Origin of the sequence: Aeromonas sp. QDB25 (genome assembly GCF_027707725.1) — a bacterium.
GTDB lineage: Bacteria > Pseudomonadota > Gammaproteobacteria > Enterobacterales > Aeromonadaceae > Aeromonas > Aeromonas caviae.
On sequence record NZ_JAPCIZ010000017.1, the window covers coordinates 13,558 to 37,279 of the forward strand.

Consider the following 23,722-nt stretch of genomic DNA (forward strand, 5'->3'; position numbering starts at 1 on the left):
TTTGCGAGTTTTTAAAAGGAAGAGCCCGTCGGGTCAGCGCCAGCTGGTCAGCAATTGTTCCACCTCGGGCCAGAAGTGGCGGGCCGGATCCTCGCTGAGCGCCAGGGCATGGAACACCTGATCCCCGAGATAGAGGCCATAGAGGCGATAGACGGCGCGCCAGGGATCGAGATCGCTGCGCCACTCCCCTCTGGCCTGCCCCTGCACTACCTGGCGTGCCAAGTAGTCGAGCCAGAAACGGACCAGCTCGCGTGCCGCCTGCTGGACCTCACCCTCCTGGGCGGAGGTCCAGGCATCGAGGAACATGCAGCGGCCGGCAAAACTCTGGTTCCAGGCCAGCCAGGCCTGCAACAGGGCGAGCAGTTTCTCCTGCTGGGTGGCGTACCCCTGTTGGCGCACCGGCTGGATCACCCGCTCCCGAAATACCTCGGCGGAATGGGTGAGCACGGCGATCTGCAGGTTGTCACGGGACTGGAAGTGGGCGAACAGACCGCTTTTTGACATCTCGCAGGCCGTTGCGAGGGAGCCTATGGTGAGGCTCTCCAGCCCCTGCTGGCTCGCCTGCTCGAATGCAGTCTGCAAAATGGTGTCGCGGGTCAGACGTCCCTTGCTCATCCGGCTCTCCTCTCTCTGGGCTGGCAGCATAAAGTACGACCGTGCTAATTGTCGAGCCGCAAATGGTGCAGGGAGGCCGTTTCCGGCTGCCGCGGGGGGCAAGAGAGTCTTCTGGGAGGCGGGTGTGGCTGGCTTGTTACGAGCCAGCCGGGGACGAGCTCAGTCGTCCTTGATGCCCATTTGCTGCAGGGCGATGACCGCCTGGGTGCGGTTCTTGACCCCGAGTTTGCGGAAGGCGGAGTGATATGGGCTCTGATGGTGGCAAGGGGCTCAACTGTCCTTGATATCCATCTGCTGGAGGGCGATGACCGCCTGGGTGGGGTTTTTGACCCCAAGTTTGCGGAAGGCGGAGTGATATGGGCTCTGATGATGGCAAGGGGCTCAACTGTCCTTGATATCCATCTGCTGGAGGGCGATGACTGCCTGGGTGCGGTTCTTGACCCCTAGTTTGCGGAAAATCGCGGTGATATGGGCCTTGATGGTCGCCTCGGAGACGTTGAGCTCCCATGCGATCTGTTTGTTGAGGCTGCCATCCCGCAACATGATGAGCACCTTGTATTGCTGGGGGGTGAGGCTGGCCAGCTTGGTGGCGAAATCGGGCCCTTCGCTGGGCTCGGGATGGAGGGAGATCCCCTCGGGCACCCAGTTGTCCCCCCCGATCACCGTATTGAGGGCGCTGACCAGCTCTTTCATGGGGACGGACTTGGGAATGAAGCCGAGCGCGCCCAGGCGCAGCACCTGCTGGATGATGGCGGGATCCTCGGAGGCCGAGACCACGACGATGGGGAGATCCGGGTGATGTCCGCGCAGATAGGCCAACCCCTCGAAGCCGTTGGCCCCCGGCATCTTGAGATCCAGCAGCAGCAGGTCGACGTCGGGATGTTCATCGAGCAGGTGGCTCAGGCTGTCGATGGAGTCAGCCTCCAGCAATCTGGCGTCGTCGATGGCCATGTGCACCGCTTGATAGAGGGCGCCCCGAAACAGGGGGTGGTCATCTGCGATGACGATGGTAAATTGGCTGTCCATAGCTCACATTGTTGCTAACTGATTGTTTTGAAAAATCAAACTAGCACTGCTACCCAAGTGGGTCAAACCCGCCAGTACGCAAATGTGAGGTGGTCATCGGATGTCGTGCCACGGGGCCGGCGGGATGGCCAGTAAACAACCCATGCAGGAGGCAATCGATGGGATCCCTGGTTTTGACGGTGGGCACGGGCTCCACCTGGGCAATGAGAACGGCGCTGGTGCTGGCCATGAGCGGGCTCAAGTGGCAGGAGCAGGTCTTCGATCTGGAAGATGCCAAGGAGCTGCAACGGCTCAAGCGCACGGCCCCCGCCGGCCTGGTGCCCTGGCTCGACGACGGTGAGCTGCGTATTCACGACTCTCTGGCCATCGCCGAATATCTCCACGAGTGCTGCCCGGAGCGTCACCTTTATCCGGTGGACAAGGCCGAACGGGCCCTGGCCCGCAGCCTGTGCGCCGAGCTGCACGCCGGTTTTCGCCAGATCCGCACCCTGCTGCCCTTCTTCCTGGGGGCGCCCACCCAGAGTGAACCGCCGGTGGAGGTCATTGACGAGCTGGCCCGGTTGCAGACCCTCTGGTCCCAGGCGCGGGGGCCCTTCTATTTCGACGAGGCGAGCATTCTGGATGCCTTCTATGCGGTGATGGCCTATCGACTGGCAAGCTATGGCATTTCGCTGCCCGGTCAGGCTGGCGCCTATCAGCAGGCCTTGCTGGCCTGGCCCCTGTGGCAGGAAACCCTGCTCAGGGCGAGGTTGCAGTGGCCAAAGGCGGCCCGCCAGTCTGATTGATGCGGGCGTCGGCAAGACAAAAAAGGGGAGCCATCGGCTCCCCTTTTTATTCAGGCCAGGTCGCTATTTCTGCCGACCTGCGAAGACCACGACCACTTTGTCTTCTCCTTTCTCCCGCACGAAGCCGTAGGGGGCATCGGAAATCTTCTTGTGGCTGCCCGCCGCGATGGCAGGGTGGGCGGCACGGAACTGGCCGAGCCGTTGCCAGTGCTTGACCAGCTCCGCCTTCTCGCCACTCGCCAGCTCCTGCCAGTTCATGTCCGAGCGCACGCTCTGATCGAACACGCCGCCATCCTTGGCAAGCCCCCGGCCGGACTCGTCGCCATAGTAGATCTGGATGCCCCCCGGCAGCAGCATGAAGCTGTTGGCCACCCGCCGTTGCAGCGCCACGTCCTGGTAGTCGCCGAAGAAGAGCTTGGTGTCGTGGGAGCTGATGTAGCTCAGCACGTTGAACTCGGGATCCTGGTTGATGCGGCTGGCATAGCTCGCATAGGTGGGCTCTGCCCCCGCCATGCACTGGGCCTGGGGCAGGGCGAATTCACGCTGGTAGTCGAAGTTGATCAGGGAATCGAAGCCGTGCTGGTACCAGAAGTCCTTGGCGACCCCGTGATCCCACACCTCGCCCACCATGTAGAAGGGAAGGTCATCGAGGGCCTTGCCCGGGTTGGCGGCCTTCCACTCCTTGAGCGCGTCGGTGCCCGCCTGCTTGAGCCTGGCCCAGACCGCGGGCTCCAGGTGCTTGACGGTGTCGGCACGGAAGCCGTCGATGCCGAAGCGGCGCACCCAGTCGGTGTGCCAGGCAATGAGGTAATCGCTCACGGTGGCGTTGGGCAGGGCCTTGGCCCTGGTGTCTTTTTTGGCAGCGAGCAGCGGTGGCAGCCCCACCGATCTGGTGGATTCGGTCAGGAAGTCCGGCAGTCCCGCCACCGAGCCGGTGACGTCGTCGGTGCCGGGTTGCGGGTAGCCGGGCAGGCCGGCCCGCACCCAGTCAGGGCCCCACCACTTGTCCCAGTGGGATGACTGGTAGTCGATGAACTGGTTGTAGCCATGCCAGTTGAGGCCGCCGCTCGGGCGCCATTCGTTCCAGCGACTCGGCAGTTTGCCGGTGTTCTGGGTGAGATCGGTGAGCCCCAGATCCTGCAAGTCGGCGAGGGTGGCGTAGCCTGCGTGGTTCATCACCACGTCGAGGATGATCCGCATGCCGCGCTTGTGGGCCTCGTCCACCAGGGTTTTCAGGCTCTCTTCGTCGCCGTAGTTGGGATCTATCTTGGTGAAGTCGAGCGCCCAGTAGCCGTGGTAGGCGTAGAAGGGGAAGTTCCCCTGTTCGCCACCGCCGATGAAGCCGTGGACCTGTTCCACCATGGGGGTGATCCAGATGGCGTTGATGCCGAGTTGCTTGATGTAGTCGAGCTTCTCGGTCAGCCCCTTGAAGTCACCGCCATGCCAGGTGGCCACTTCGTCCTGACCATCCTTCTGACGACCGAAGCTGTGATCATTGGCGGGATCGCCGTTGTGGAAGCGGTCGGTCAGCAGAAAATAGACGCTCGCCTGATCCCAGCTAAAGGGAGCAGGCTTGGCGGCCTTGACCGGCTCGAGCAGCAGCAGGCCGCCGCTCTCCTTGCTCGGTGTCAGGGTGATCTTGCCGCCCTTGACCACGGCTTCCTGTCCCGAGTAGGCATCCCGCAACCGGGTGCCGTCGGGCCAGACTCCCTTGAGTGATGTCGTGACCGGGCCGCCATCCCAGCTGATGCAGGGCTCTTCCGGAGGCTGGCGTTTGAACTCGCTCTTTTTGGTTGCCCGCAACACCTTGAGGCTGGGGGTATCGGGGTTGAAGGTGAACTCGTAGTCCCCCGCCAGCATCACCCTCAGATGGAAGTCTGTCCCCTTGTTGCACTTGTCCATGGGCTGGGCGGTGCCGAAGGGAAGGGGCTTGGCCTCGGTTGGCCCGAAGCTGGTGCCGCAGCTGTTGCCCGCATCGCTGATGCGGATCTGGTGGCTCCCCTTGTCCAGTCTGTGGGTCAGGGTGACGGTGCCCTTGTCCAGCGTCAGCGCCTCGGCCACCGGTTTGCCATCCACATGGAGATAGACCTCGGGGGCGGCCATCGCCTGACCGATGAACAGCGGTGTGGCGAGCACGGCCAGCCACAGGGGTGATGGGCGAAGAGCGGGGCGCGAAGAGAGACGCATAAGCCATTCCTTGAGCAGAGTGTGAGGAGCAGGGTCCGTTGAGGCACTCATTCTAGGGCGCGCTGGGGCAGGCTTGGACCGGTAAAATACCGATTTGTGACGTCAGTTCAAATGGTTACGTTTTCAAGAATGGAAAAGTGTGAACCGGGTGTCGCGGCCATGAAAAAGCCGGTCAGTTGACCGGCTTGTAGGCATTCGGGGTGGCGTCACACGGTGAAGAACTTGAAGTTGACGAAGGCCACCGCGATGAAGGAGGCAACCATGCCGCTGATGCAGAGCACCGCAGGGCGGATGGCAGGCCAGCGATGGGCCAGCAGCACGATGGCCAGCAGAGTCGGATAGAGGCCGAACATGTAGCGGGGCATGGCGTTGAGACCGGTCATCAGGGGGATGGTGCAGCAGATGAACATCAGGGTCGCTTCGGCCCAGCGTTTCTGGCTGAACAGGTAGCCATTCAGGCACCAGCCGAAGATCACCATGATGGAGAGATAGGCCTTGCGCCCCCCCAGCTCGAAGCCGCTCAGCCACCAGTCCAGGGGGCTGTCCATATAGCGGCCCCAGGCCACCTGTATGTGCTTGAAGGCCAGGGCATCCCCGGTGAGGTGATAGAGATAGACCATGTAGGAGAAGAGGCCGAGGGGAATGAGCCAGAGGGTGAACACCACCTTGAAGGCGCGCTCGGTGAAGCGGAAGAACTCGCGCCAGCCGTAGGCCTGCAGGGCCAGGATCAGCACCGGGAACACCATCATCACCCCCAGGTTGCGGGTGGCGGAGATGAAGATGCCGAGGAAGGCGACCATGAGCCACTGTTCGCGGTAGGCGAACAGGAACATTCCCAGCATCAAGGCCATGAACATGGGCTCGGTATAGCCGGAGACGAAATAGGCGGAGAAGGGGGAGAAGGCCAGCAGCCAGACCCCGAAGCGGGCGGTGTCGTCCCCCAGCTTGAGCTGGCGCAGCACCAGCAGCATCAGGGGCAGGCTGATGAAGAAGGCGATGTTGGCTACCAGCATCAGGCCGATGAGGCTCTCCATGTCAAACAGGCTGGAGAGACCGCCGGCCAGCATGGGATAGAGTGGCATGAAGGCCCAGTTCGCCGCATTGCCCTTGCTCAACCAGCGTGGATAGAGGTCGTAACCATTCTCGATGATGCGCTGGAACCAGACGCAGTCGAACTGGCAGTAGGCCTGCAGCGGCCCGATGTCGGTGGCGCCATAGAGCTGGACGCCGAAATAGCCCATGCCATAGAGCGCCACCCGGCTCAGCACAAAGGCGGCGACAATCATCAGCCAGTCGCGGCCGCTGATGCGCAGTGACGGGCGATAGGGGAGTGCAGCCCCGGTTGACGGGGCGGTATTGGTCATATCATTCATCAGGCAAAAACCCAGATACGGGAGAGAACGTAGGTGAGCACGGTGACGGTCAGGGTGGCGATCACCACCGGCAACAGGCCGGAGAGACCGGCAAACAGCAAACCGCTCAGGATGAGGTTACGCACCGCCAGAGAGAAGAGGGCAACCAGCAGGAACTTGCTGGCGGCACCTTGTTTCTGAAAGGTGATGTAGCGATGGCCGAAGAACGAGAACCAGAACGCCACGGCAAAGGCCAGGGTCGTGACCAGGTGCTCGGAGATGGCCGGCCAGGTATGAAACAGGGCGATGGAGGTACCCAGATCGACGAGGGTGGCCCCCCCGCCGACAAAACCGAAGCGAACCAGCCGCCAGAATTCCTCGCGGGAGATCATTGAGACGCCTGCTCCTGCTGATCATCAGCGGCTTTCGCGGCGGCCTTCTTGCCAGCGCTCTTCTTGCTGGTGGTGGGCACTTCCTGCTTCTGCTCTTCATCCTGCTTGGCGTACTGGCCGTAGACCCCTTCGATGAGGTAGACGGGGCGCTGTTTCACCTCGACGAACATGCGGCCGATGTACTCGCCGATGATGCCCAGCGACAGCAGCTGGATGCCGCCGAGGAACAGCATAACCGACATCAGGGAGGCGTAACCGGGCACGTCGATGCCGAAGAAGAGCACCTGGGTGATGATCTTGAGGATATAGAGGAAGGCGATGAAGGAGACACCGACCCCGATGTAGCTCCACACCCGCAGCGGCCAGCTGGAGAAGCTCATCAGGCCGTCAAGGGCGAAGTTCCACAGCTTCCAGTAGTTGAACTTGGTTTCGCCGGCATGGCGGGCCGGGCGCTCGTAGGGGACGCCGACGGCGCGAAAACCGGCCCAGGCGAACAGCCCCTTCATGAAGCGGTTGCGCTCCGGCAACTGCTTGATGGCCTCGACCACCTTGCGATCGATGAGGCGGAAGTCACCGGCGTTCTCCGGCAGCTTGGTGCTGGTGGAGAGGGCGTTGAAGAAGCGGTAGAAGCCACCGGCGGTCAGGCGTTTCATCGGGGTATCGGCGCTGCGATCCACCCGGATGCCGTAGACGGTGTCATAGTCGCCGGTCTGCCACAGCTTGACGAACTCCAGAATGAGAGAGGGGGGATCCTGCAGGTCCACGTCCATGGGGACGATGGCGTCGCCCTTGGCCTGGTGCAGGCCGGCGGTCATGGCCGCTTCCTTGCCGAAGTTGCGGGCCAGGTTGACCAGGGTCACACGGGGATCCCGGGCGATGGCCTGCTCGACCACCTCACGGGTGCGGTCACGGCTGCCATCGTTGACGAACACGATTTCAAGCTGGTCTTTGAGCGGGGCCAGTTCGGTATCTATCGCGCTGATGAAGGCGTCTATGCTCTCTTCCTCGTTGTAAACGGGAACGACCAGAGAGAGTCGAAAATCGGCACGGGACATGGGAACTTCCTTATTGAAAGAATTATTTTACGGAACAGATGCTTGGGGCATTCCGCTTCACTGAGCCACGGTCAGTCGCACGGACTGGACGTTGAGCGGTGTCGGGGCGGAGAGCGCCAGGAAGTTGGGACGCTTGGGATCGGCGGTCAGGGAGTCGCCCGGCAGGCTGAGGCGGATCTCGTTGATGCCCGCCTTGGCCAGCTTGACCGTGGTGGTGAAATCATGACCCAGCGCCACCTTGAGCAGGGCACCAGCCTGGGGGCTGTTGATCCTGGCCTGGATGGTGAGCTGCTCCGGCTGGGCTTGCTGCTTGGGCAGCACGAAATAGAGACCGCCCTGACCGCTCAGCTCGGTGCCTTGCTCGCTGGGCTTCTTGGCCCAGCCTTCGCTTGAGAGGAAGCGGCTCGGCTTGGTCAGGTTGAGTTCGTTGCCGGGCTGGTAGGTCATGCTGGAGTTGTGCTCCCAGAAACGGGTCTTGCCTTCCAGGTAATAGAGCTTGTAAGCCAGGCTCACGTTGGGGTGAGCGGCCAGATAGAGGGTATAAAGGTAGAAACCGCTCAGTGCCAGGATGGCAGCCAGAAAACCGAACTTTTTGTAGGTCATATTACTCACTCGACGCCCGACAGATTGATAGGCAGATTTCGCGCATATGCTAATCCAATTGCAAAAAAAGCATAGTGGATCACAAAAATATATTTGCTCACATATTAACCCTCAATCACCCTGCTTACAAAGGGGCTTTGGGGTCGTTTGCTTCCTCTTCTTGATTGTGGCTTTTTCGGCGCCAACCTGTCTGCCGCCACCTGGGGCGCATCAGGCAAACGGCTGATATTGTGCTTTGTTGTGGCAGGATCTGTCGCCATTTCACCCGGGCAGAATTAAGATGGCCTGTCCCGTCGTCAAGGATGACCCATGAGACTCTTCTCTCTGTGTGTGCTCTGCTGTCTGCCCCTCCAACCGTTGTGGGCGCAATCGTTCTGCTCCTCCCCCCTTCGCGTCGGTTTCGATGACTGGCCCCCATACCACTATTACCAGCAAGAGGGCGCACGTCGGGAACTGCGTGGATTTGCGGTCGACTACCTCAATGCCGTGTCGAATCGGCTGGGGTGTCGTCTGGTCTATGTGGAGCGTCCCTGGAAGCGGGGGTTGCACGATCTTGAGCGGGGTCGGCTGGACATCGTGATGGAGGCGTATTTTGCCGATGAGAGGGCGCGTTATGCCTGGTTCTCCATCCCCTACAACCCGGGCCGGACATCGCTCTGGGTACGCAAATCCGGTACCGGTGAGGAGTCGGATCTGGCGAGCTGGCTGGCCCACGGGCATCGCCTCGGTGTGACCAGGGACTACTATTACGGCCCGGAAATCACCAAGGTTCTGCAGCGATACCGCAACCAGGTGAGCGAGGTCAACGATGTGCAAAACTATCGCAAGCTGCTGCTTGGGCGGATAGACGGTTTTCTCGGGGATAGTCTGGCCACGCCCTGGGGTCTGAAGAGAGAGGGGCTGTCGGATGCGGTCGTCCCCCACACCATGGCGATCCATGAGACGCCCACCTTTTTCATGTTGAGCAAGAAGACCCTGTCCGGGGAATTCGTGGAGCGGTTCAACGAGGCGATAGTGGCCGTCGGTGACAGCGGGGAGCAGGAACTCATCTGGCGTCGTTACACCTCCGTCCGCTAGCAAAGTCGCCAGCATTCACGCATCATGGGGACCTGACCGTCGCGCCTGACAGGCCGAAATGAACCGATTTGAGGCAAGCGTGGTAAGAAGCATGGGTAAGAAGTATTGGTTGGCATTGGCGAATCTCATCTGGCTGGGCTGCTGGCCGGCCAGTATGGTTCATGCCAGCACGGAACAGACGGTAGTGGCCAGTCCCAGCATTCAGCATGACTGGTATCAGAACGAGGTGGCCGAGCAGGCTCGTCATGAGCTTGAACAGCAGTTGCAGGAAGCGGTGCTGGCCCAGTTGCATCCGGATTTCTACCGCCTCTGGCAGCAGTTGCAAAAGACCCCGGCGGATCGACGCGGTGCCCTCTACGATGAGGCCTTTGGCAAGCTGGCCCGGTTCCAGCAGGCCTGGCGAGGGATGGATCTGGTCGCGCGCGAACAGATGCAGACCCTCAAGCTGGATCTGAACCGCCCCCTGGCCCATGCCCCCCAGGGAGACAATCTGCTGGAGCAGGTCAGGCAACTCAGGCCACAGGTGGCGGAATACGACGCCGTGCGCGAAGAAGTGCGCAAGCTGCTGGCCATGCCCATGGCCAAGCACTGGCCCACCCTCTCCATGTCGACCCTGCGGGCCGGGGAGAGCTCGACCGAGCTCGGCCAGATCCGCTCCATCCTGAACGAACTGGGGGACAGTGCCCCAACTCACCAGGACAGCCTCTACGATCCCGAGACCGAACAGGCCATCAAGCAGTTCCAGCGCCGCCACGGCCTGACGGCCGACGGCATCATCGGCCGTCAGACCCGCAGCTGGCTCAATACCGGCCCCGAGGTGCGCGCCAGCCTGCTGGTACGCAACCTGTGGCGCCGTGATCTGGTGGATCACCTTGCCGGTCGCTATGTGTTGGTCAACATTCCGGACTACCGCCTGAGCGTGGTGGAGTCTGGCAGCGAGGTCTTCACCAGTCGGGTCATCGTCGGCAAGGAGCAGCGGGCCACCCCCATCCTCGCCAGCGAGATCCGCTCCATCGTGCTGAACCCGGCCTGGCACGTGCCGCGCTCCATCCTGAGCAAGGACATTCTGCCCAAGCTCGGGCGCGATCCTGCCTACCTGGATCGCGAACAGTTCGAGGTGATCGACGGCGAGGGCAATCCGGTGCAGTTCAGCGAAGATGGCTGGCACCATGCGCTGGCCTCCGGTTTCCCTTACCGGTTGCGGCAAAAGCCGGGGGATCACAATGCCCTGGGTCGCTACAAGTTCTATCTGCCCAACAACGATGCCATCTATCTCCATTCCACCCCGCGCAAGGCGCTGTTCGAGCAGGGGGCCCGTGCCTTCAGCTCGGGTTGCATCCGGGTGGAACACGCCGACGATCTGGCAGAGCTGCTGCTGGCGGACTCCCGCTATCAGCCGGACAAGGTGGCCAGTATCCTGAAAGAGACCCAGACCAAGTGGCTGCCCCTGAGCAACCCTATCCCGGTGTTTACCGTCTACTGGAGCAGCTGGATTGATGAAGAGGGACGTCAGCAACTGCGCAACGATATCTACGGATTCGACAGAGTCAGCTATCAAAGCCGCTTGCTGTGATCCTCGCCACAGAGTGAAAAGCCCGGCCCGTGCCGGGCTTTTTCATGGGTGAATGGGGTTTGACAGCGCTTTTTCTGGCAGGTAGTTTCGGCCCTTGTATCAAATTCATTCACCTGTGTGACTTCACCATGAGATGGACGGACAACGGATGCTGGGACAAGAGATAAGCCGACGCCGTCTGCTGCTGGGGGCGGGTTGCCTGATGGGGACCAGCCTGCTGTCGTTCCCTGCGCTGGCGAGCCGCAGCACTTCGGGACGGGAACTGAGTTTCTTCAACCTCAATACCGGCGAGCGGGTACGCGCCAGTTATTGGGAAGATGGCCACTATCTGAGCGACGGGCTGGCGGAGCTCAACCATATTTTCCGTGACTACCGTCGCAACGAAGTGTTCAACATCGACAGAAAGCTGTTCGATCAGCTCTTTCTGCTGCAACACAAGCTGGGACGCCACGGCGAAATCCAGCTCATCTCGGGTTATCGCTCTCCGGCCACCAATCAGCAGAAGCGGCGCAAGAGTCGCGGCGTCGCCAAGCACAGCTACCACACCCTGGGGCAGGCGGTTGACGTGCGCATCCCCGGCGTGCAGCTGGCGCACCTGCGCAAGGCCGCCCTGAACCTCAAGGTGGGCGGTGTGGGTTATTACCCTTCCGACAACTTCGTGCACCTGGACACAGGCCCCGTTCGCAGCTGGTGAGTCGGGATCGTCTCAAAGTTGAGTGCCGATTGTGTCTTTTTGCCGCTGGCATTGAGGGGGACCAAGCTGCTAGGCTCTGGACTCCAGCCAGAGGAGAGAAAGATGAAGCAGATTGTGATCGGGGGGCTCATCGCCCTGTTGTTGACTGGTTGCGGCAAGCTCAACCGCGAGAGCTACGACAAGCTGAAAGTCGGGATGAGCTATGCCGAAGCGAGTGCCATCCTCGGCAAGGCCGAGCGTTGCGACGATGCTCTCGGCACCACGAGCTGTGTCTGGGGAGGGGAAGGCAAGAACATCAAGGTGCGTTTCATCGCCGACAAGGCGACCTTCTTCAGCTCGGAAGGGATCAACTGACCCTTTCCTCTCTTGCCGATGCCCAACAAAAAAGCGCCGTATGGCGCTTTTTTGTTGCTCGTTATCCGTGCGATATGGCCAGGAACTGGCGCGATCAATGGGTGGCGTACTGATAGTTGAAGGTGGGCAGTCCCCACTTGAAGCGTACCGCCAGGAGCCGCAGCACGAAGCCGATGCCGATGGCACCGAAAGCGGCCCAGTCGTTGGGCAGCCCATGGTGCAGCGCAAAGCAGTAGAGCGCGGCGGTGATCAGCGAGACGGCGGCATAGAGCTCGCGCTTGAACACCAGCGGGATGCGCTGGCACAGCAAGTCCCGCAGCACCCCCCCGAACACGCCGGTCACCACGGCCATGATGCAGGCGATGCCGGCCCCGTGGCCCATCTCGAGCGCCCGGGCAGCCCCGAAGATGGAGAAGACCACGAGCCCCAGGGCATCGAGCGCCAGGAACAGCTTGCCAAGGTAGCGCATCAGCGGGGCCGAGATGACCCCGGCCATGGCGGCGCCCGCCACCAGCAGCACGTATTCGGGGTGCTCGACCCAGAGCAGGGGATAGTGGCCCAGCAGCACATCCCGAATGGTACCGCCACCGATGGCCGTCGCCGAGGCGATGATCACGACGCCAAACAGATCCATCCGTCGCCGACCCGCAGCCAGCGCGCCAGTCATCCCTTCGGCCACCAGGCCGAGCAAGAAGAGTGCATGTAACATGAGATATCCCAGGGTGCGAGAAAGGTCCGCATCCTAACAACCCTGCGCTGGGGCGACAAGCTATCTTGGTTATGCATTAGATTAAGTAATGAAAAGGGGGCTTTCGCCCCCTCTTTTGATCATGATGACGCGGTTCAGCGTCCAAGCTGCTCGCTGCGGTATTGGTCCACCCACATGGCGGTGGCGCCACAGATGGCCACCGGCATCACGAAGAGATTCACCACCGGGATGGCGGAGAAGAGGGTCACCAGGGCGCCGAAGCTCAGGCACTTTCCACGACGCTGCTTGAGGGCGTCGCGCATGGTGATGAAGCCGATCTTGTGGTTGTCGAACGGATAATCGACATACTGGATCGCCATCATCCAGGCGCTGAGCAGGAACCAGAGCACGGGTGCCAGGGTCTGGCCCACTACCGGTATCAGGAAGAGGATCAGGCAGCCGATGGCCTTGGGCAGATAGTATTTCAGCTTGGTCCATTCGCGGCCGAAAGTACGGGGCACATCTTTCACCACATCCAGCATGCCGGTGTCATTCATGGCTTCACCGGTGAGGATCTGTTCCACCTTCTCTGCCAGCAGGCCGTTGAAAGGGGCAGCTATCCAGTTGGCCACCGAGCTGAAGATGAAGGAGAAGACCACCAGTATGGTGATGAGGGCGATGGGCCAGAGCAGGTAATCAAGCCAGGAGAGCCAGCTCGGGATCTGCTGGTGCAGCCAGGCGAACAGGCCGTCCAGTTGTAGCAACAGGGCGTAGAAGGCACCGGCAAAGAGCACGAAGTTGACCAGCAGGGGGATCAGCACGAAGGTGCGGATGCCGGGTTGGCGGATGAGTGAGAACCCGCGCAGGAAGTAGTCTGCACCGCTGACCGAATCTTTGACCATGTGGGGTGATTGGCTCATGTGAGCTCCATCAGTGAATGGGGAAAGTGCCAGCATATTACAAACAAGCCTTTGATTTGGTAAAGTCGCCTGCCCGCCTCCTCTTTATTTCGTTACCCACATAGGCCGCCATGCGTCTGAAATTGATCAAACTCGCCGGTTTCAAGTCGTTTGTCGAGCCGACCCGCATCGAACTCAACGCCGACATGACCGCCGTGGTGGGCCCCAATGGCTGCGGCAAATCCAACGTCATCGACGCCGTGCGCTGGGTGCTGGGGGAGAGCTCCGCCCGCCATCTGCGCGGCGAGAACATGACCGACGTCATCTTCAACGGCTCCATCAACCGCAGCGCCCATGGCCGCGCCTCGGTGGAGCTGGTGTTCGACAATCCCCACAACCGGGTACCCGGCGAGTTCGGCCGCTTTACCGAGATCTCGGTGCGCCGCGAAGTGCTGCGCGACGGCTCCAATCACTACCAGATCAACGGCCAGAAATGCCGCCGCAAGGACGTGACCGACCTCTTCCTCGGCACCGGCCTTGGGCCCCGCAGTTACGCCATCATCGAACAGGGCACCGTCAGCCGGCTGGTGGAGTCCCGCCCCGCCGATCTCAAGCTGTTCATGGAAGAGGCCGCCGGGGTCTCCCGCTACAAGGAGCGGCGCCGGGAGACCGAGCAGCGTATCCGCCATACCCAGGAGAACCTGGAACGCCTTGGCGACATCCGTGGCGAACTGGGCTCGCGCCTCGAACATCTCAAGGCCCAGGCCGAAACCGCCGAGCGCTACAAGCAGCTCAAGAGTCGATCACGTGCCGCTCGTGCGGAGCTGATCGGCTCGGAACTGTGGGCGCTGGAGACGCGACTCGGCGAGGCTAAGACCGAACTGGCCCAGACCGAGCAGGCGCTGGCGGCACTCGATGCCAAGCGCACCGCAGACGAGGGGCGTCACGTCACCCTGTCGGTGGCCCGCCAGGAGGCGCAGGCCGAGCAGGCGAGCCGCCAGCAACAGATTTTCCTCGGCGGGCAAGCCATCGCCCGCCTCGAGCAGCAGCAATTGCACCAGAGCGAGCTTGGTCGCGACTGGCAGGCGAGGCGGCAGTCCCTCGGCGAGCGTATCGACGGTCTCAAGGCCCAGCTGGCCGGCCAGCTGGAGCAACTGGGCGACAGCACGTTGCAGGGGGAGGTGGCGTCGGCGCGCCTCGAGCAGTGTGAGCAGTTGCTTACCGACCAGCAGAGCGTGCGGGCGGCAGCGGGCGATCGGCTCGAGCAGGCGCGCCAGCGTCAGCAGCAGTGGCAGCAGCAATTGGGGCAGTTGCAGGGGCGGCTCAACCAGACCCGCGCCGAGGTGAATGGCCTGCAGGAGCTGCAGGCCAAGACCCGGCTTGCCCGCCTCAAGCTGGAAGACGAACAGGCCGGGCCCCTTGGCGGGGAGGGGGAGAACCTGCAACCGGCCCTCGATGCCCTGGCGGCGGAACTCTCGCTCTCCCGCGCCCGCCATGAGGAAGCCGATGTGGCGTGGCAGGCCGGTGTGTCGCGTCATGAAGCACTCAAGGCAGAGCAGGGTCGCCAGCAGGGCCTGCTGCGCGAGCTGGAGGCGCGCCTCGCCACCCTGGATCAGATCCTGGGGGAGCAGATGGCGGGCGCGACCCTGGCGGATCGGTTGCAGGTGCCCCCCGAGTGGGCCCGGGGGCTGGACAAGGTGCTCGGCCGCTGGCTCACCGCAATCCCGGCGGACGAGTGCAACCTGGCGCAACCTGGACTCTGGATTGGCCCGGCCCAGCCAGCCAGGGCCGATACCCTGGCGGCGCAACTGGGGGGCGAGTACATTCCGGCTTTCCTCAATGCCATCTGGCTGGCAGAGAGCAGGGAGGAGGCGCTGTCCCGCCTGCACAGTCTCTCTGCCGGTGAGTCGCTGCTCACTCCCGCCGGCGACTGGTTCGGCCCCAACTGGGCGGATCTGGGGGAGGGCATGGCCCTGGGTACCCTGGCGCTGCTCGGTGAGCGTGAACGGCTGCACACCGAGCTGGCCGCGGGCCGGGAGGCGCTGCACAGACTCGACGAGCAGCTTGTCGCCGCCGATGCAGCGCGGGCCCAGCTGCACAGCGCCCATGAGCTGGCTCAGCGCACCCTGCGCGAGCAGGAGCTGCGGTGGCAGCAACTGCGCGAAGCCTGGAGTCTGCGCGAGGGGCAGCGCCAGGAGCGCTTGCAGCGCCTGGGCCAGCTGGGGGAAGAGCTGGCCCGGCTCGATAAAGAGCAGGCTGAGGAGGCGCAGCGGCTGGCGTCGGCCGGGGAGCGGCTTGAGCAGGATGAAGCGGCCCTTGGCGAGCTGCAGGAGCAGGGGGAGGTACTCGCCGAGGCGCTGCTGCTTGCTCAGGAGCAGGTAAGCGGGGCGGAGCGGGCGCTGGAAGAGGCGCGCCTTCGCCGGGAGCAGCAGCAGGCGGCCTGCCAGCGGTTGCAACTGGAGCAGCAGAACCAGCGCCAGCTCATCACGCTGCGCGAGCAGGAGCTGGCCCGTCTCGGCCTGGAGCTGGCGGAACTCAAGGAGCCAGGGGCTGCTCCGAGTCAGGATCTGTCGCCCCTGCTGGTCGAGCAGCGCAATCTTGAGGCGCAGCAACTGGCCTGTCACCAACGGCTCGCAGAGCTGGAGCGTCAGCTGACCGAGCTGGAGCAGGCCAGAAGCGCCGATCACAAGCAACTGGTGAAAATTCAGGAGAAGCTGGCGACCCTGCGGCTCGAGCGCGAGCGCAACCTGACGCGCAGGCAGGGACTGCACGAGCAGTTCGAAGAGCTGGGCGTGCGCCTGGTGGACCTCGATCAGGCGGTGCTGATTGCCGCTGATCGCGGCAAGCTGCGCCAGGAGATCCAGACGCTGGAGGCGCAGGTGGAGGCGCTTGGCGCCATCAACCTGGCGGCGCTGGAGGAGTACGAAGAGGCGAAAACCCGTTCAAGCTACCTGGAAAATCAGTGCCAGGATCTGGAGCAGGCCCTCGACACCTTGAGCCAAGCCATTAAAAGAATTGATAAAGAAACACAAATACGCTTCCGTGACACTTTCGATAAGGTCAATGAAGATTTAAAATCCCTGTTCCCAAAAGTGTTCGGGGGGGGCAGTGCCTGGCTTGAGCTGACCTCGGATGATCTTTTGGAGGCCGGAGTGAGCATCATGGCAAGACCTCCGGGCAAGAAGAATGCTACCATTGCCCTGCTTTCCGGGGGGGAGAAGGCGCTAACCGCCCTTGCGCTGGTTTTTGCCATCTTCAGACTCAATCCAGCACCATTTTGTCTGCTGGATGAGGTGGATGCACCGCTCGATGAAGTGAACGTCGGTCGCTTCTGTTCTCTTGTCAAAGAGATGTCGAGCACAGTACAGTTCGTTTACATCAGTCATAATAAGGTCTCCATGGAGATGGCCGAGCAGCTGGTTGGCGTCACGATGCAAGAGCCCGGGGTTTCGCGCATAGTGTCGGTCGATATCGGTGAAGCCGTCGCTTTGGCTGAGCAAAACTAGAAAGAGAAGCAGCTAATGCAGGAATTGCGTTACATCTTGGTTGCCCTGGGCGGTATTGCCATCGCGGCATTGCTCATTCACGGGTTGTGGAGCAACAGAAAGAATCGTCAGGCACCGATCAAGGAGAAACCCCTGGGTCGGATGGAGTCCAAGTCCCGTGAGCGTGACAACGACGCCTTCGACAGCGATGGCATCGGTCAGGTGCGTGTGGTGAGCGGTGGCCGTCGTGCCGAGCCCAAACTGCGCAGCGACGAGGCCCGTCAGCACGAACCCCGCCGTGTCGCCCCCGTTCCCGCCTTCGATGATGAAGATGACGACGCCGATCTGCCGCCTCCCGTGGTGCGCAAGCCTGCCGCTCGCCCTGTCCCCCCTCAGCCTGTGTATGAGGAAGAAGAGGACTATGACGAGCCGGTTGCCGCCCCTGTTGAAGAGGCCCCTGCCGCGCCGGTGCGCAAACCTGCCCAGGTGATCCGCCGTACCCCGGTACACCGTTCCCGTCCGCAGCGCGAGCCCATGATGCAGCCGCTGGACGAAGAGCCGCTGGTGGAGCCGGCCTATGCCCAGGCGCCGACCTTCGGTGCACGCGAGCCGGCACCGGTTGCCCAGCAGGCTCCCCGCTACGCCCAGCCGGCTTATGAAGAACCCGCTTACGATGACGAGCCAGCCTATGAAGAGCCGGTTCACGCAGCCGAGCCAGAACCCGCTCCGGCCCCGGTCGAGAAGATCTGGCAGGATGTCTATGTCATCAACCTGATGGCCCGTCCCGGCCACGATCTGCAAGGTGCGACTCTGCTCTCTTCCCTGCTGGCGCTGGGCTTCAAGTTTGGCGAGATGGACATCTTCCACCGTCACGAAGATCTGGGCGGCAAGGGGGAGGTGCTCTTCTCCATGATCAACATGGTCAAGCCGGGTACCTTCAACCCCTATCGCATGGAGCAGTTCAGCACCCCGGGTGTGTCCCTCTTCATGCAACTGCCCCTTCGCAGCAATGCCGCCTTCGCCTTCGAGCACATGTTGCAGGCCGCGGATCAGCTCGCGAGCGATCTCGATGCCATGCTGACCGACGCCTCGCGCAGTCCCCTCAGCGACGACGACATCGCCCGCTACCGTCACGAGCTGGCGGCCTACGAGGCCAGCCGCGACTGATGCGCCATGGGGCTTGAACAATGAAAAGTGCGGTACCCCGGTGCCGCATTTTTGTTTCTGCCCCAGACTGAATGTTCCATCACACTTCGAGACTTTTTCATGAGCGATATCCTCTCCCGCCACCGTCAACTGTGTGAGCTGCTGACCGAGTACGGCCATCAGTACTATGTGCTGGACAACCCCACGGTGCCGGACGCCGAATACGATCGCCTGATGCGCGAGCTGATTGCGCTGGAGGCCGAGCATCCCGAGCTGAAAACCCCGGCCTCGCCGAGCGTGCGGGTGGGAGGCCAGCCGCTGACCGCCTTCAAGCAGGTACGCCACGAGATCCCCATGCTGAGTCTGGACAACGTCTTCAGCAGCGAGGAGTTGCAGGCGTTCGAGCAACGCATTAGTGATCGCCTCAAGCGGGAGGTGAATTTCACCTTCTGTTGCGAACCCAAGCTCGACGGTCTGGCGGTGAGCCTGCTCTACGTGGCTGGCCAGCTGGTACAGGCCGCCACTCGCGGGGACGGCACCACGGGGGAGGAGATCACGGAGAACGTGCGCACCATCAAGGCCATTCCCCTGACCCTGCGCGGCCAGGGGTGGCCTGCGCGGCTGGAGGTGCGTGGGGAGGTCTTCATGCCCAAGGCGGGGTTCGAGGCGATGAACCGCGATGCGCTGGCGGCGGGGGAGAAGGTGTTCGTCAACCCGCGCAACGCCGCTGCCGGCAGCCTACGCCAGCTCGATTCACGCATCACCGCCAGCCGCCCCCTCAGCTTCTATGCCTACGGCGTGGGAGTCGGTGGCGACGAGCTGGGGGAGTCCCACTTCGGTCGCCTCAATCAGCTCAAGGCCTGGGGTCTGCCGCTCAGCCCGGAAGTGAAGCTCAAGGAGGGGGCCGCCGGTTGCCAGGCGTTCCACGACGACATCCTGGCCCGCCGTGGGGATCTCCCTTACGAGATCGATGGCGTGGTCTACAAGGTCGACGACATCGCGCTGCAACAGGAGCTCGGCTTCGTGGCGCGGGCCCCGCGCTGGGCCACCGCCCACAAGTTCCCGGCAGAAGAGGAGATGACGGCGCTTGAGAACGTCGAGTTCCAGGTGGGCCGCACCGGCGCCGTGACCCCGGTGGCCAAGCTCAAACCCGTGTTCGTCGGCGGCGTCACCGTCTCCAATGCCACCCTGCACAATGCCGACGAGATTGAACGGCTCGGCGTGATGATCGGCGACACCGTGATCGTGCGCCGGGCGGGGGACGTGATCCCGCAGATAGTGGCCGTGGTGGAGGCCCAGCGCCCCGCGGATGCCCGCGCGATCCTCTTCCCCACCCAGTGCCCGGTGTGCGGCTCGGCGGTGGAGCGGCTGGAGGGGGAGGCGGTGACCCGCTGCTCCGGTGGCCTGTTCTGCGAGGCCCAGCGCAAGGAGGCGATCAAGCATTTCGCCGCCCGCCGCGCCATGGACGTGGACGGTCTGGGTGACAAGATAGTGGAGCAGCTGGTGGACAAGGGGCTGGTGAAGACCCCGGCGGATCTGTTCAGCCTCAACGCCATCCAGTTGGCCGGCCTCGAGCGGATGGGGCAAAAATCCGCCCTCAATCTGGTGGCGGCCATCGATGCGGCCCGCAGCACCACCCTGCCGCGCTTCCTGTTTGCCCTGGGCATTCGCGAGGTGGGGGAGGCGACGGCGCTGAATCTGGCAAACCACTTCCTCACCCTGGAGGCCCTGCGCGCGGCGACCGTGGAGCAGTTGCTCGAGGTGGCCGACGTGGGGGACATAGTGGCCAAGCACGTCTACTACTTCCTGCGCCAGCCCCACAACATCGAGGTGCTGGATGCCCTGCTGGCCGCCGGCATCCACTGGCCGCCCATCGAGAAGAAGGAGGCGGCCGATCAGCCTTTCGCCGGCAAGACCTTCGTGCTGACCGGCACCCTCACCACCTTGTCGCGCAACGACGCCAAGGCGGCGCTGCAGGCGCTGGGGGCCAAGGTGGCAGGCTCGGTGTCCGCCAAGACCGACGTGCTGGTGGCAGGTGAAGCCGCTGGCTCCAAGCTTGCCAAGGCCCAGGAGCTGGGGATCACCATCTGGACCGAAGCCGAGTTGCAGGCGGCCATTCAGCCCTGAGAATGCACGTTTGAGCAGACAAACCCGGCCCACTGGCCGGGTTTGTCGTTGGTGGGCTCACTCGATGTAGCTCACCTTGTCCTGCCAGGCATCGGGAGCCGTCAGGTGCCAGCGTGCCAGTTCGCTCTTGCTGAACAGGTATTCCCCGCGGGATGCGGCGCGGGGGGAGAGGGCGCCGGGCGCCGTGCCCGAGAGGATGGCATTGGCCAGTTCGGCGGCTCTCTCTCCCTGGCTGTGGCCATCGAGCACCAGACCGCCGATGGCGGCTCCCCTGCCCACCGCAAAGGCCCAGAAACAGAACAGTGGCACCGTGCTGTTGGCGCTGGTCCATGCCAGCACCTGTTGCTCGCTCACATGCTGGCCCTGCGCGTCGATGAGGGTGTGATAGAGGCCGAGGAAGAGAGCCTGATAGCCGTTCTGCTGGCTGGTGAGCACCGCCTCCTGCCAGCGCCGGTAGTCGGTGAATTGCCGGCTGCTCACCCGGGTCTGGCCGACCCGCAGCTCGCTGCGGGCCTTGAACTCGTCCTCGACGGCGGTGTGCGACACCTCGCTCTCGTCAAACAGCACCAGCGCCTTGCTGATGCCGCCCATCAGCTAGCTCATCTCGCTGATGTTGCGCTTGAGCAGGGGGCGCTCCAGCACGCCGGTGATCAGGGGGTGGCCGACCAGCCCCTTGGGGCGCGGGTTCTCGTTCATGCCGAGAAACACCACAGGGGTGCCCAGGGCGGCGATGGGACGGGCGAGGGCGCTGATGGCGTTGTCATCGCCGAGCACTACCAGCGCCGGCTTGCGCGCCTGATAGGCCGCCATTCCCTGGCTGACGAGCCGCTCTGGATCCTGATGGGGTTGACGCTTGGTATCCAGATAGAGGTGGCTGATGTGGTGCTCCCCCTTGAGGTATTGCTGCAGGCCGGCGCTGTAGCTCTGATCCCACAGATTGGTCTGGTGGTAGCTGCTGATCACCAGGATCTCGGCGGCCAGCAGCTGGAGCGGGAAAAGGGCCAACAGGGGCAACACCTTGGTCACGTTCATCTTCCATGGGCAGAACACTACACCCATTATGTGCGTTCCGGCTGCTGGTTGCCTCGGTCAATTGTTGTCAGATGGTGCTATCCTCCCCTGCGGCCTGCCATCGGGCGCCAGCCCGCCCCCCGTCTGGGATGCACAGAGATAGCCTCTTTGGGCGCTGGTTGTGAACTGCCCCACTCCTTCCAAAACCTGTTCTGGATCAAGAAACAGGGTACCGCTTTGGTGCCTAATAGACCCCACATATAGGGGTAAGCATAAAAAAAACACCCATATATAGTGTCATAAAGCTGTGCATAAGTGGTCGCCCTCTCAGTGTCAGCCCAGGTGTTTCAAGCCTTGGCTGACCTTGTTTGCGCCGGGGACGGGCGTGGAGAAGGGGACTCAACGAGGGTGAGCCGAGGGTGGCCACCAGGTCTTTCAATACGGGGAAAATCGATGAAACCGGTAGTGATCAAACGCGATGGATGTCGTGCACCATTCAATGGCCAACTGATCCGCGATGCGGTCAGCCGAGCGGCGGCAGCGGTCAATCAGGCCAGTCCGGCGCTGGCAGAGCGCATTGCCGCCGCTGTCAGCCAGGAGCTGGAGGGGCGAGGGGAGGTAGACATCCACGAGATCCAGAACCGGGTCGAGAACCACCTGATGGCCTCCGACGACAAGGCCATCGCCCGTGCCTACATCGAATACCGTCACGACCGGGATCAGGCCCGCGAGGCCAGGGGTCGTCTGGCCCAGGAGATCCGCGGCCTGGTGGAGCAGACCAACGCGGCCCTGCTCAACGAGAACGCCAACAAGGACTCCAAGGTGATCCCGACCCAGCGTGACCTGCTGGCGGGCATCGTCGCCAAGCATTACGCCATCAGTCACATGCTGCCCCGTGACGTGGTGCAGGCCCACGAGAGCGGCGACCTGCACTTCCACGATCTTGACTACTCCCCCTTCTTCCCGATGTTCAACTGCATGCTGATCGATCTGCAGGGGATGCTGACCCACGGCTTCAAGATGGGCAACGCGGAGATAGACACTCCCAAATCCATCAGCACCGCCACTGCGGTGACCGCCCAGATCATCGCCCAGGTGGCGAGCCATATCTATGGCGGCACCACCATCAACCGCATCGACGAAGTGCTGGCACCCTATGTGGCCATCAGCTGGCACAAGCACCGGGAGGTGGCCGAGGAGTGGGGGATCAGGGACGTGGATGCCTATGCCATGGCCCGCACCGAGAAGGAGTGCCACGACGCCTTCCAGTCCCTCGAATACGAGGTCAATACCCTGCACACCGCCAACGGTCAGACGCCGTTTGTCACCTTCGGCTTTGGCCTGGGGGACAGTTGGGAATCGCGCCTCATCCAGCGCGCCATCCTTGGCAACCGCATCGCCGGCCTTGGCAAGAACAGGAAGACCGCCGTCTTCCCGAAACTGGTGTTCGCCATCAAGGATGGCCTGAACCACAAGCAGGGGGATCCCAACTACGACATCAAGCAGCTGGCGCTGGAGTGCGCCTCCAAGCGGATGTACCCGGACATCCTCAACCACGACCAGGTGGTCAAGGTCACCGGCTCCTTCAAGACCCCCATGGGGTGCCGTTCCTTCCTCGGTGCCTACGAGGAGAATGGCGAGCTGGTCCACGAAGGGCGCAACAACTTAGGTGTCGTGAGCCTCAACCTGCCGCGCATTGCCCTGAAATCCCGCGATGAAGCGGACTTCTGGGACAAGCTGGATGCCGCCCTGCGGGTGGCCAAGACAGCGCTCATGTACCGCATCAAGCGCCTGGACGGGGTCAAGGCCCGGGTCGCCCCCATCCTCTACATGGAGGGGGCCTGCGGGGTGCGCCTCAAGGCCGATGACAACATCAGCGAGATCTTCAAACATGGCCGCGCCTCCATTTCGCTGGGTTACATCGGGGTACACGAGACCATCAACGCCCTCTATGGCACAGACGTCCACCTGTTCGACAGCGAGACCCTGCGCCAGAAGGCCATCGCCATCATCGCGCGGCTCAAGGCGGCCACCGACGAGTGGAAGGAGGAGACCGGCTACGGCTTCAGTCTCTACTCCACCCCGAGCGAGAACCTCTGCACCCGTTTCTGCCGCATCGACGCCAAGGAGTTTGGCGTGGTGGCCGGGGTGACCGACAAGGGCTACTACACCAACAGCTTCCACCTGGACGTGGAGAAGCAGGTGAACCCCTACGACAAGCTGGACTTCGAGGCGCCCTATCCGCCCATCGCCAGCGGCGGCTTCATCTGCTACGGCGAGTACCCCAACATCCAGCACAACCTGGAGGCGCTGGAGAATGTCTGGGACTACAGCTATGACAAGGTGCCCTACTACGGCACCAACACCCCCATCGACGAGTGCTACGACTGCGGCTTCACCGGCGAGTTCGAGTGCACCTCCAAGGGCTTCACCTGCCCGCGCTGCGGCAACCACGACCCGGCCAAGGTGTCGGTGACCCGCCGGGTGTGCGGCTATCTCGGCAGCCCGGATGCGCGCCCCTTCAACGCGGGCAAGCAGGAAGAGGTGAAGCGCCGCGTCAAGCATATGTAAGCGGGCAGACCCCACCCCAGCCCTCCCCTTGGCAGGGGAGGGGGCAAAGAAGCTCCTCCCCCTTTCGAAGGGGGAGGTTGGG

Annotated in this window: 18 protein-coding genes and 3 pseudogenes; 9 read left to right on the plus strand and 12 right to left on the minus strand. The window is 62.7% G+C overall.

The window, feature by feature from the left end; translation table 11 throughout:
• Positions 1-33 precede the first annotated feature (33 nt).
• The 4 genes and pseudogenes from PG883_RS08115 to PG883_RS08120 all read right to left on the minus strand — a co-directional run bounded on the left by PG883_RS08115 (position 34) and on the right by PG883_RS08120 (position 1,641).
• The gene (locus PG883_RS08115) at positions 34-615 is read right to left on the minus strand and encodes a TetR/AcrR family transcriptional regulator (protein WP_010673434.1); all 582 of its coding nucleotides are present in this window, start codon (positions 613-615) and stop codon (positions 34-36) included.
• 159 nt (positions 616-774) lie between these two features.
• A pseudogene (locus PG883_RS23855) lies at positions 775-878 on the minus strand (LuxR C-terminal-related transcriptional regulator); the annotation flags it as partial.
• Between the two features lie 7 nt (positions 879-885).
• Positions 886-989, minus strand: a pseudogene (locus PG883_RS23860) (DNA-binding response regulator); the annotation flags it as partial.
• 7 nt (positions 990-996) lie between these two features.
• Positions 997-1,641 (minus strand): response regulator transcription factor, encoded by a 645-nt coding sequence (locus PG883_RS08120; protein WP_010673435.1) that lies wholly within the window; start codon positions 1,639-1,641, stop codon positions 997-999.
• A 158-nt stretch (positions 1,642-1,799) separates the two neighbouring features.
• Here PG883_RS08120 and PG883_RS08125 point away from each other — a divergent pair, with 158 nt between their 5' ends.
• Positions 1,800-2,426 carry a glutathione S-transferase gene (locus PG883_RS08125; protein WP_010673436.1) on the plus strand — a complete coding sequence of 209 codons (627 nt, stop codon included), beginning with the start codon at positions 1,800-1,802 and terminating at the stop codon, positions 2,424-2,426.
• Between the two features lie 63 nt (positions 2,427-2,489).
• Here the strand turns inward: PG883_RS08125 and PG883_RS08130 are convergent, their stop codons facing one another.
• From PG883_RS08130 to PG883_RS08150, 5 genes are all read right to left on the minus strand, one after another.
• Positions 2,490-4,613, minus strand: coding sequence for an alpha-amylase (locus PG883_RS08130; RefSeq protein WP_010673437.1), 2,124 nt, complete (start codon positions 4,611-4,613; stop codon positions 2,490-2,492).
• 206 nt (positions 4,614-4,819) lie between these two features.
• A complete protein-coding gene (locus PG883_RS08135) occupies positions 4,820-5,986 on the minus strand; it encodes a membrane protein (RefSeq protein ID WP_029313951.1) in 1,167 nt (388 codons plus the stop codon).
• Positions 5,986-6,357 carry a GtrA family protein gene (locus PG883_RS08140; protein WP_010673439.1) on the minus strand — a complete coding sequence of 124 codons (372 nt, stop codon included), beginning with the start codon at positions 6,355-6,357 and terminating at the stop codon, positions 5,986-5,988. The genes PG883_RS08135 and PG883_RS08140 overlap by 1 nt, the downstream gene beginning before the upstream one ends.
• Positions 6,354-7,412 (minus strand): glycosyltransferase family 2 protein, encoded by a 1,059-nt coding sequence (locus PG883_RS08145; RefSeq protein WP_010673440.1) that lies wholly within the window; start codon positions 7,410-7,412, stop codon positions 6,354-6,356. The genes PG883_RS08140 and PG883_RS08145 overlap by 4 nt, the downstream gene beginning before the upstream one ends.
• 57 nt (positions 7,413-7,469) lie before the next feature.
• Positions 7,470-8,015 (minus strand): hypothetical protein, encoded by a 546-nt coding sequence (locus tag PG883_RS08150; RefSeq protein ID WP_010673441.1) that lies wholly within the window; start codon positions 8,013-8,015, stop codon positions 7,470-7,472.
• A 309-nt stretch (positions 8,016-8,324) separates the two neighbouring features.
• Here PG883_RS08150 and PG883_RS08155 point away from each other — a divergent pair, with 309 nt between their 5' ends.
• The 4 genes from PG883_RS08155 to PG883_RS08170 all read left to right on the plus strand — a co-directional run bounded on the left by PG883_RS08155 (position 8,325) and on the right by PG883_RS08170 (position 11,713).
• Complete coding sequence (locus PG883_RS08155; protein ID WP_010673442.1) at positions 8,325-9,092, plus strand: substrate-binding periplasmic protein; 768 nt, start codon at positions 8,325-8,327, stop codon at positions 9,090-9,092.
• A gap of 91 nt (positions 9,093-9,183) precedes the next feature.
• Entirely contained in the window at positions 9,184-10,665 is a 1,482-nt protein-coding gene (locus PG883_RS08160; protein WP_029313953.1) for a L,D-transpeptidase family protein, read from the plus strand.
• 148 nt (positions 10,666-10,813) lie between these two features.
• Positions 10,814-11,359, plus strand: a complete 546-nt coding sequence (locus tag PG883_RS08165; RefSeq protein ID WP_039039271.1) for a DUF882 domain-containing protein — start codon at positions 10,814-10,816, stop codon at positions 11,357-11,359.
• A 102-nt stretch (positions 11,360-11,461) separates the two neighbouring features.
• On the plus strand, positions 11,462-11,713 hold the full coding sequence (locus PG883_RS08170) for a hypothetical protein (protein WP_010673445.1): 252 nt from the start codon (positions 11,462-11,464) through the stop codon (positions 11,711-11,713).
• 94 nt (positions 11,714-11,807) lie between these two features.
• On the opposite strand, the gene PG883_RS08175 is transcribed toward PG883_RS08170, so the two are convergent.
• Both PG883_RS08175 and cysZ read right to left on the minus strand, forming a co-directional pair.
• Positions 11,808-12,422, minus strand: a complete 615-nt coding sequence (locus tag PG883_RS08175) for a trimeric intracellular cation channel family protein (protein WP_010673446.1) — start codon at positions 12,420-12,422, stop codon at positions 11,808-11,810.
• 134 nt (positions 12,423-12,556) lie between these two features.
• Positions 12,557-13,321, minus strand: coding sequence for a sulfate transporter CysZ (cysZ, locus tag PG883_RS08180; protein ID WP_010673447.1), 765 nt, complete (start codon positions 13,319-13,321; stop codon positions 12,557-12,559).
• 110 nt (positions 13,322-13,431) lie between these two features.
• Here cysZ and PG883_RS08185 point away from each other — a divergent pair, with 110 nt between their 5' ends.
• The 3 genes from PG883_RS08185 to ligA all read left to right on the plus strand — a co-directional run bounded on the left by PG883_RS08185 (position 13,432) and on the right by ligA (position 20,058).
• Positions 13,432-16,806, plus strand: a complete 3,375-nt coding sequence (locus PG883_RS08185) for an AAA family ATPase (protein ID WP_128296885.1) — start codon at positions 13,432-13,434, stop codon at positions 16,804-16,806.
• A 15-nt stretch (positions 16,807-16,821) separates the two neighbouring features.
• The gene (gene zipA / locus PG883_RS08190) at positions 16,822-17,952 is read left to right on the plus strand and encodes a cell division protein ZipA (protein ID WP_270807061.1); all 1,131 of its coding nucleotides are present in this window, start codon (positions 16,822-16,824) and stop codon (positions 17,950-17,952) included.
• 99 nt (positions 17,953-18,051) lie between these two features.
• Positions 18,052-20,058 (plus strand): NAD-dependent DNA ligase LigA, encoded by a 2,007-nt coding sequence (gene ligA / locus PG883_RS08195; protein WP_270807062.1) that lies wholly within the window; start codon positions 18,052-18,054, stop codon positions 20,056-20,058.
• Between the two features lie 57 nt (positions 20,059-20,115).
• Here the strand turns inward: ligA and PG883_RS08200 are convergent.
• Positions 20,116-21,090: pseudogene (locus PG883_RS08200) on the minus strand (ABC transporter substrate-binding protein).
• 432 nt (positions 21,091-21,522) lie between these two features.
• On the opposite strand from PG883_RS08200, the gene nrdD reads away from it, so the two are divergent.
• Positions 21,523-23,640, plus strand: a complete 2,118-nt coding sequence (gene nrdD, locus PG883_RS08205) for an anaerobic ribonucleoside-triphosphate reductase (RefSeq protein ID WP_052814900.1) — start codon at positions 21,523-21,525, stop codon at positions 23,638-23,640.
• Positions 23,641-23,722 lie beyond the last annotated feature (82 nt).

What these genes read in the sequence shown, in the direction of transcription:
- PG883_RS08115 (WP_010673434.1), bottom strand. Translation starts at nt 615, where the DNA reads ATGAGCAAGGGACGTCTGACCCGCGACACCATTTTGCAGACTGCATTC.
- PG883_RS08120 (WP_010673435.1), bottom strand. Translation starts at nt 1,641, where the DNA reads ATGGACAGCCAATTTACCATCGTCATCGCAGATGACCACCCCCTGTTT.
- PG883_RS08125 (WP_010673436.1), top strand. Translation starts at nt 1,800, where the DNA reads ATGGGATCCCTGGTTTTGACGGTGGGCACGGGCTCCACCTGGGCAATG.
- PG883_RS08130 (WP_010673437.1), bottom strand. Translation starts at nt 4,613, where the DNA reads ATGCGTCTCTCTTCGCGCCCCGCTCTTCGCCCATCACCCCTGTGGCTG.
- PG883_RS08135 (WP_029313951.1), bottom strand. Translation starts at nt 5,986, where the DNA reads ATGAATGATATGACCAATACCGCCCCGTCAACCGGGGCTGCACTCCCC.
- PG883_RS08140 (WP_010673439.1), bottom strand. Translation starts at nt 6,357, where the DNA reads ATGATCTCCCGCGAGGAATTCTGGCGGCTGGTTCGCTTCGGTTTTGTC.
- PG883_RS08145 (WP_010673440.1), bottom strand. Translation starts at nt 7,412, where the DNA reads ATGTCCCGTGCCGATTTTCGACTCTCTCTGGTCGTTCCCGTTTACAAC.
- PG883_RS08150 (WP_010673441.1), bottom strand. Translation starts at nt 8,015, where the DNA reads ATGACCTACAAAAAGTTCGGTTTTCTGGCTGCCATCCTGGCACTGAGC.
- PG883_RS08155 (WP_010673442.1), top strand. Translation starts at nt 8,325, where the DNA reads ATGAGACTCTTCTCTCTGTGTGTGCTCTGCTGTCTGCCCCTCCAACCG.
- PG883_RS08160 (WP_029313953.1), top strand. Translation starts at nt 9,184, where the DNA reads ATGGGTAAGAAGTATTGGTTGGCATTGGCGAATCTCATCTGGCTGGGC.
- PG883_RS08165 (WP_039039271.1), top strand. Translation starts at nt 10,814, where the DNA reads ATGCTGGGACAAGAGATAAGCCGACGCCGTCTGCTGCTGGGGGCGGGT.
- PG883_RS08170 (WP_010673445.1), top strand. Translation starts at nt 11,462, where the DNA reads ATGAAGCAGATTGTGATCGGGGGGCTCATCGCCCTGTTGTTGACTGGT.
- PG883_RS08175 (WP_010673446.1), bottom strand. Translation starts at nt 12,422, where the DNA reads ATGTTACATGCACTCTTCTTGCTCGGCCTGGTGGCCGAAGGGATGACT.
- cysZ (WP_010673447.1), bottom strand. Translation starts at nt 13,321, where the DNA reads ATGAGCCAATCACCCCACATGGTCAAAGATTCGGTCAGCGGTGCAGAC.
- PG883_RS08185 (WP_128296885.1), top strand. Translation starts at nt 13,432, where the DNA reads ATGCGTCTGAAATTGATCAAACTCGCCGGTTTCAAGTCGTTTGTCGAG.
- zipA (WP_270807061.1), top strand. Translation starts at nt 16,822, where the DNA reads ATGCAGGAATTGCGTTACATCTTGGTTGCCCTGGGCGGTATTGCCATC.
- ligA (WP_270807062.1), top strand. Translation starts at nt 18,052, where the DNA reads ATGAGCGATATCCTCTCCCGCCACCGTCAACTGTGTGAGCTGCTGACC.
- nrdD (WP_052814900.1), top strand. Translation starts at nt 21,523, where the DNA reads ATGAAACCGGTAGTGATCAAACGCGATGGATGTCGTGCACCATTCAAT.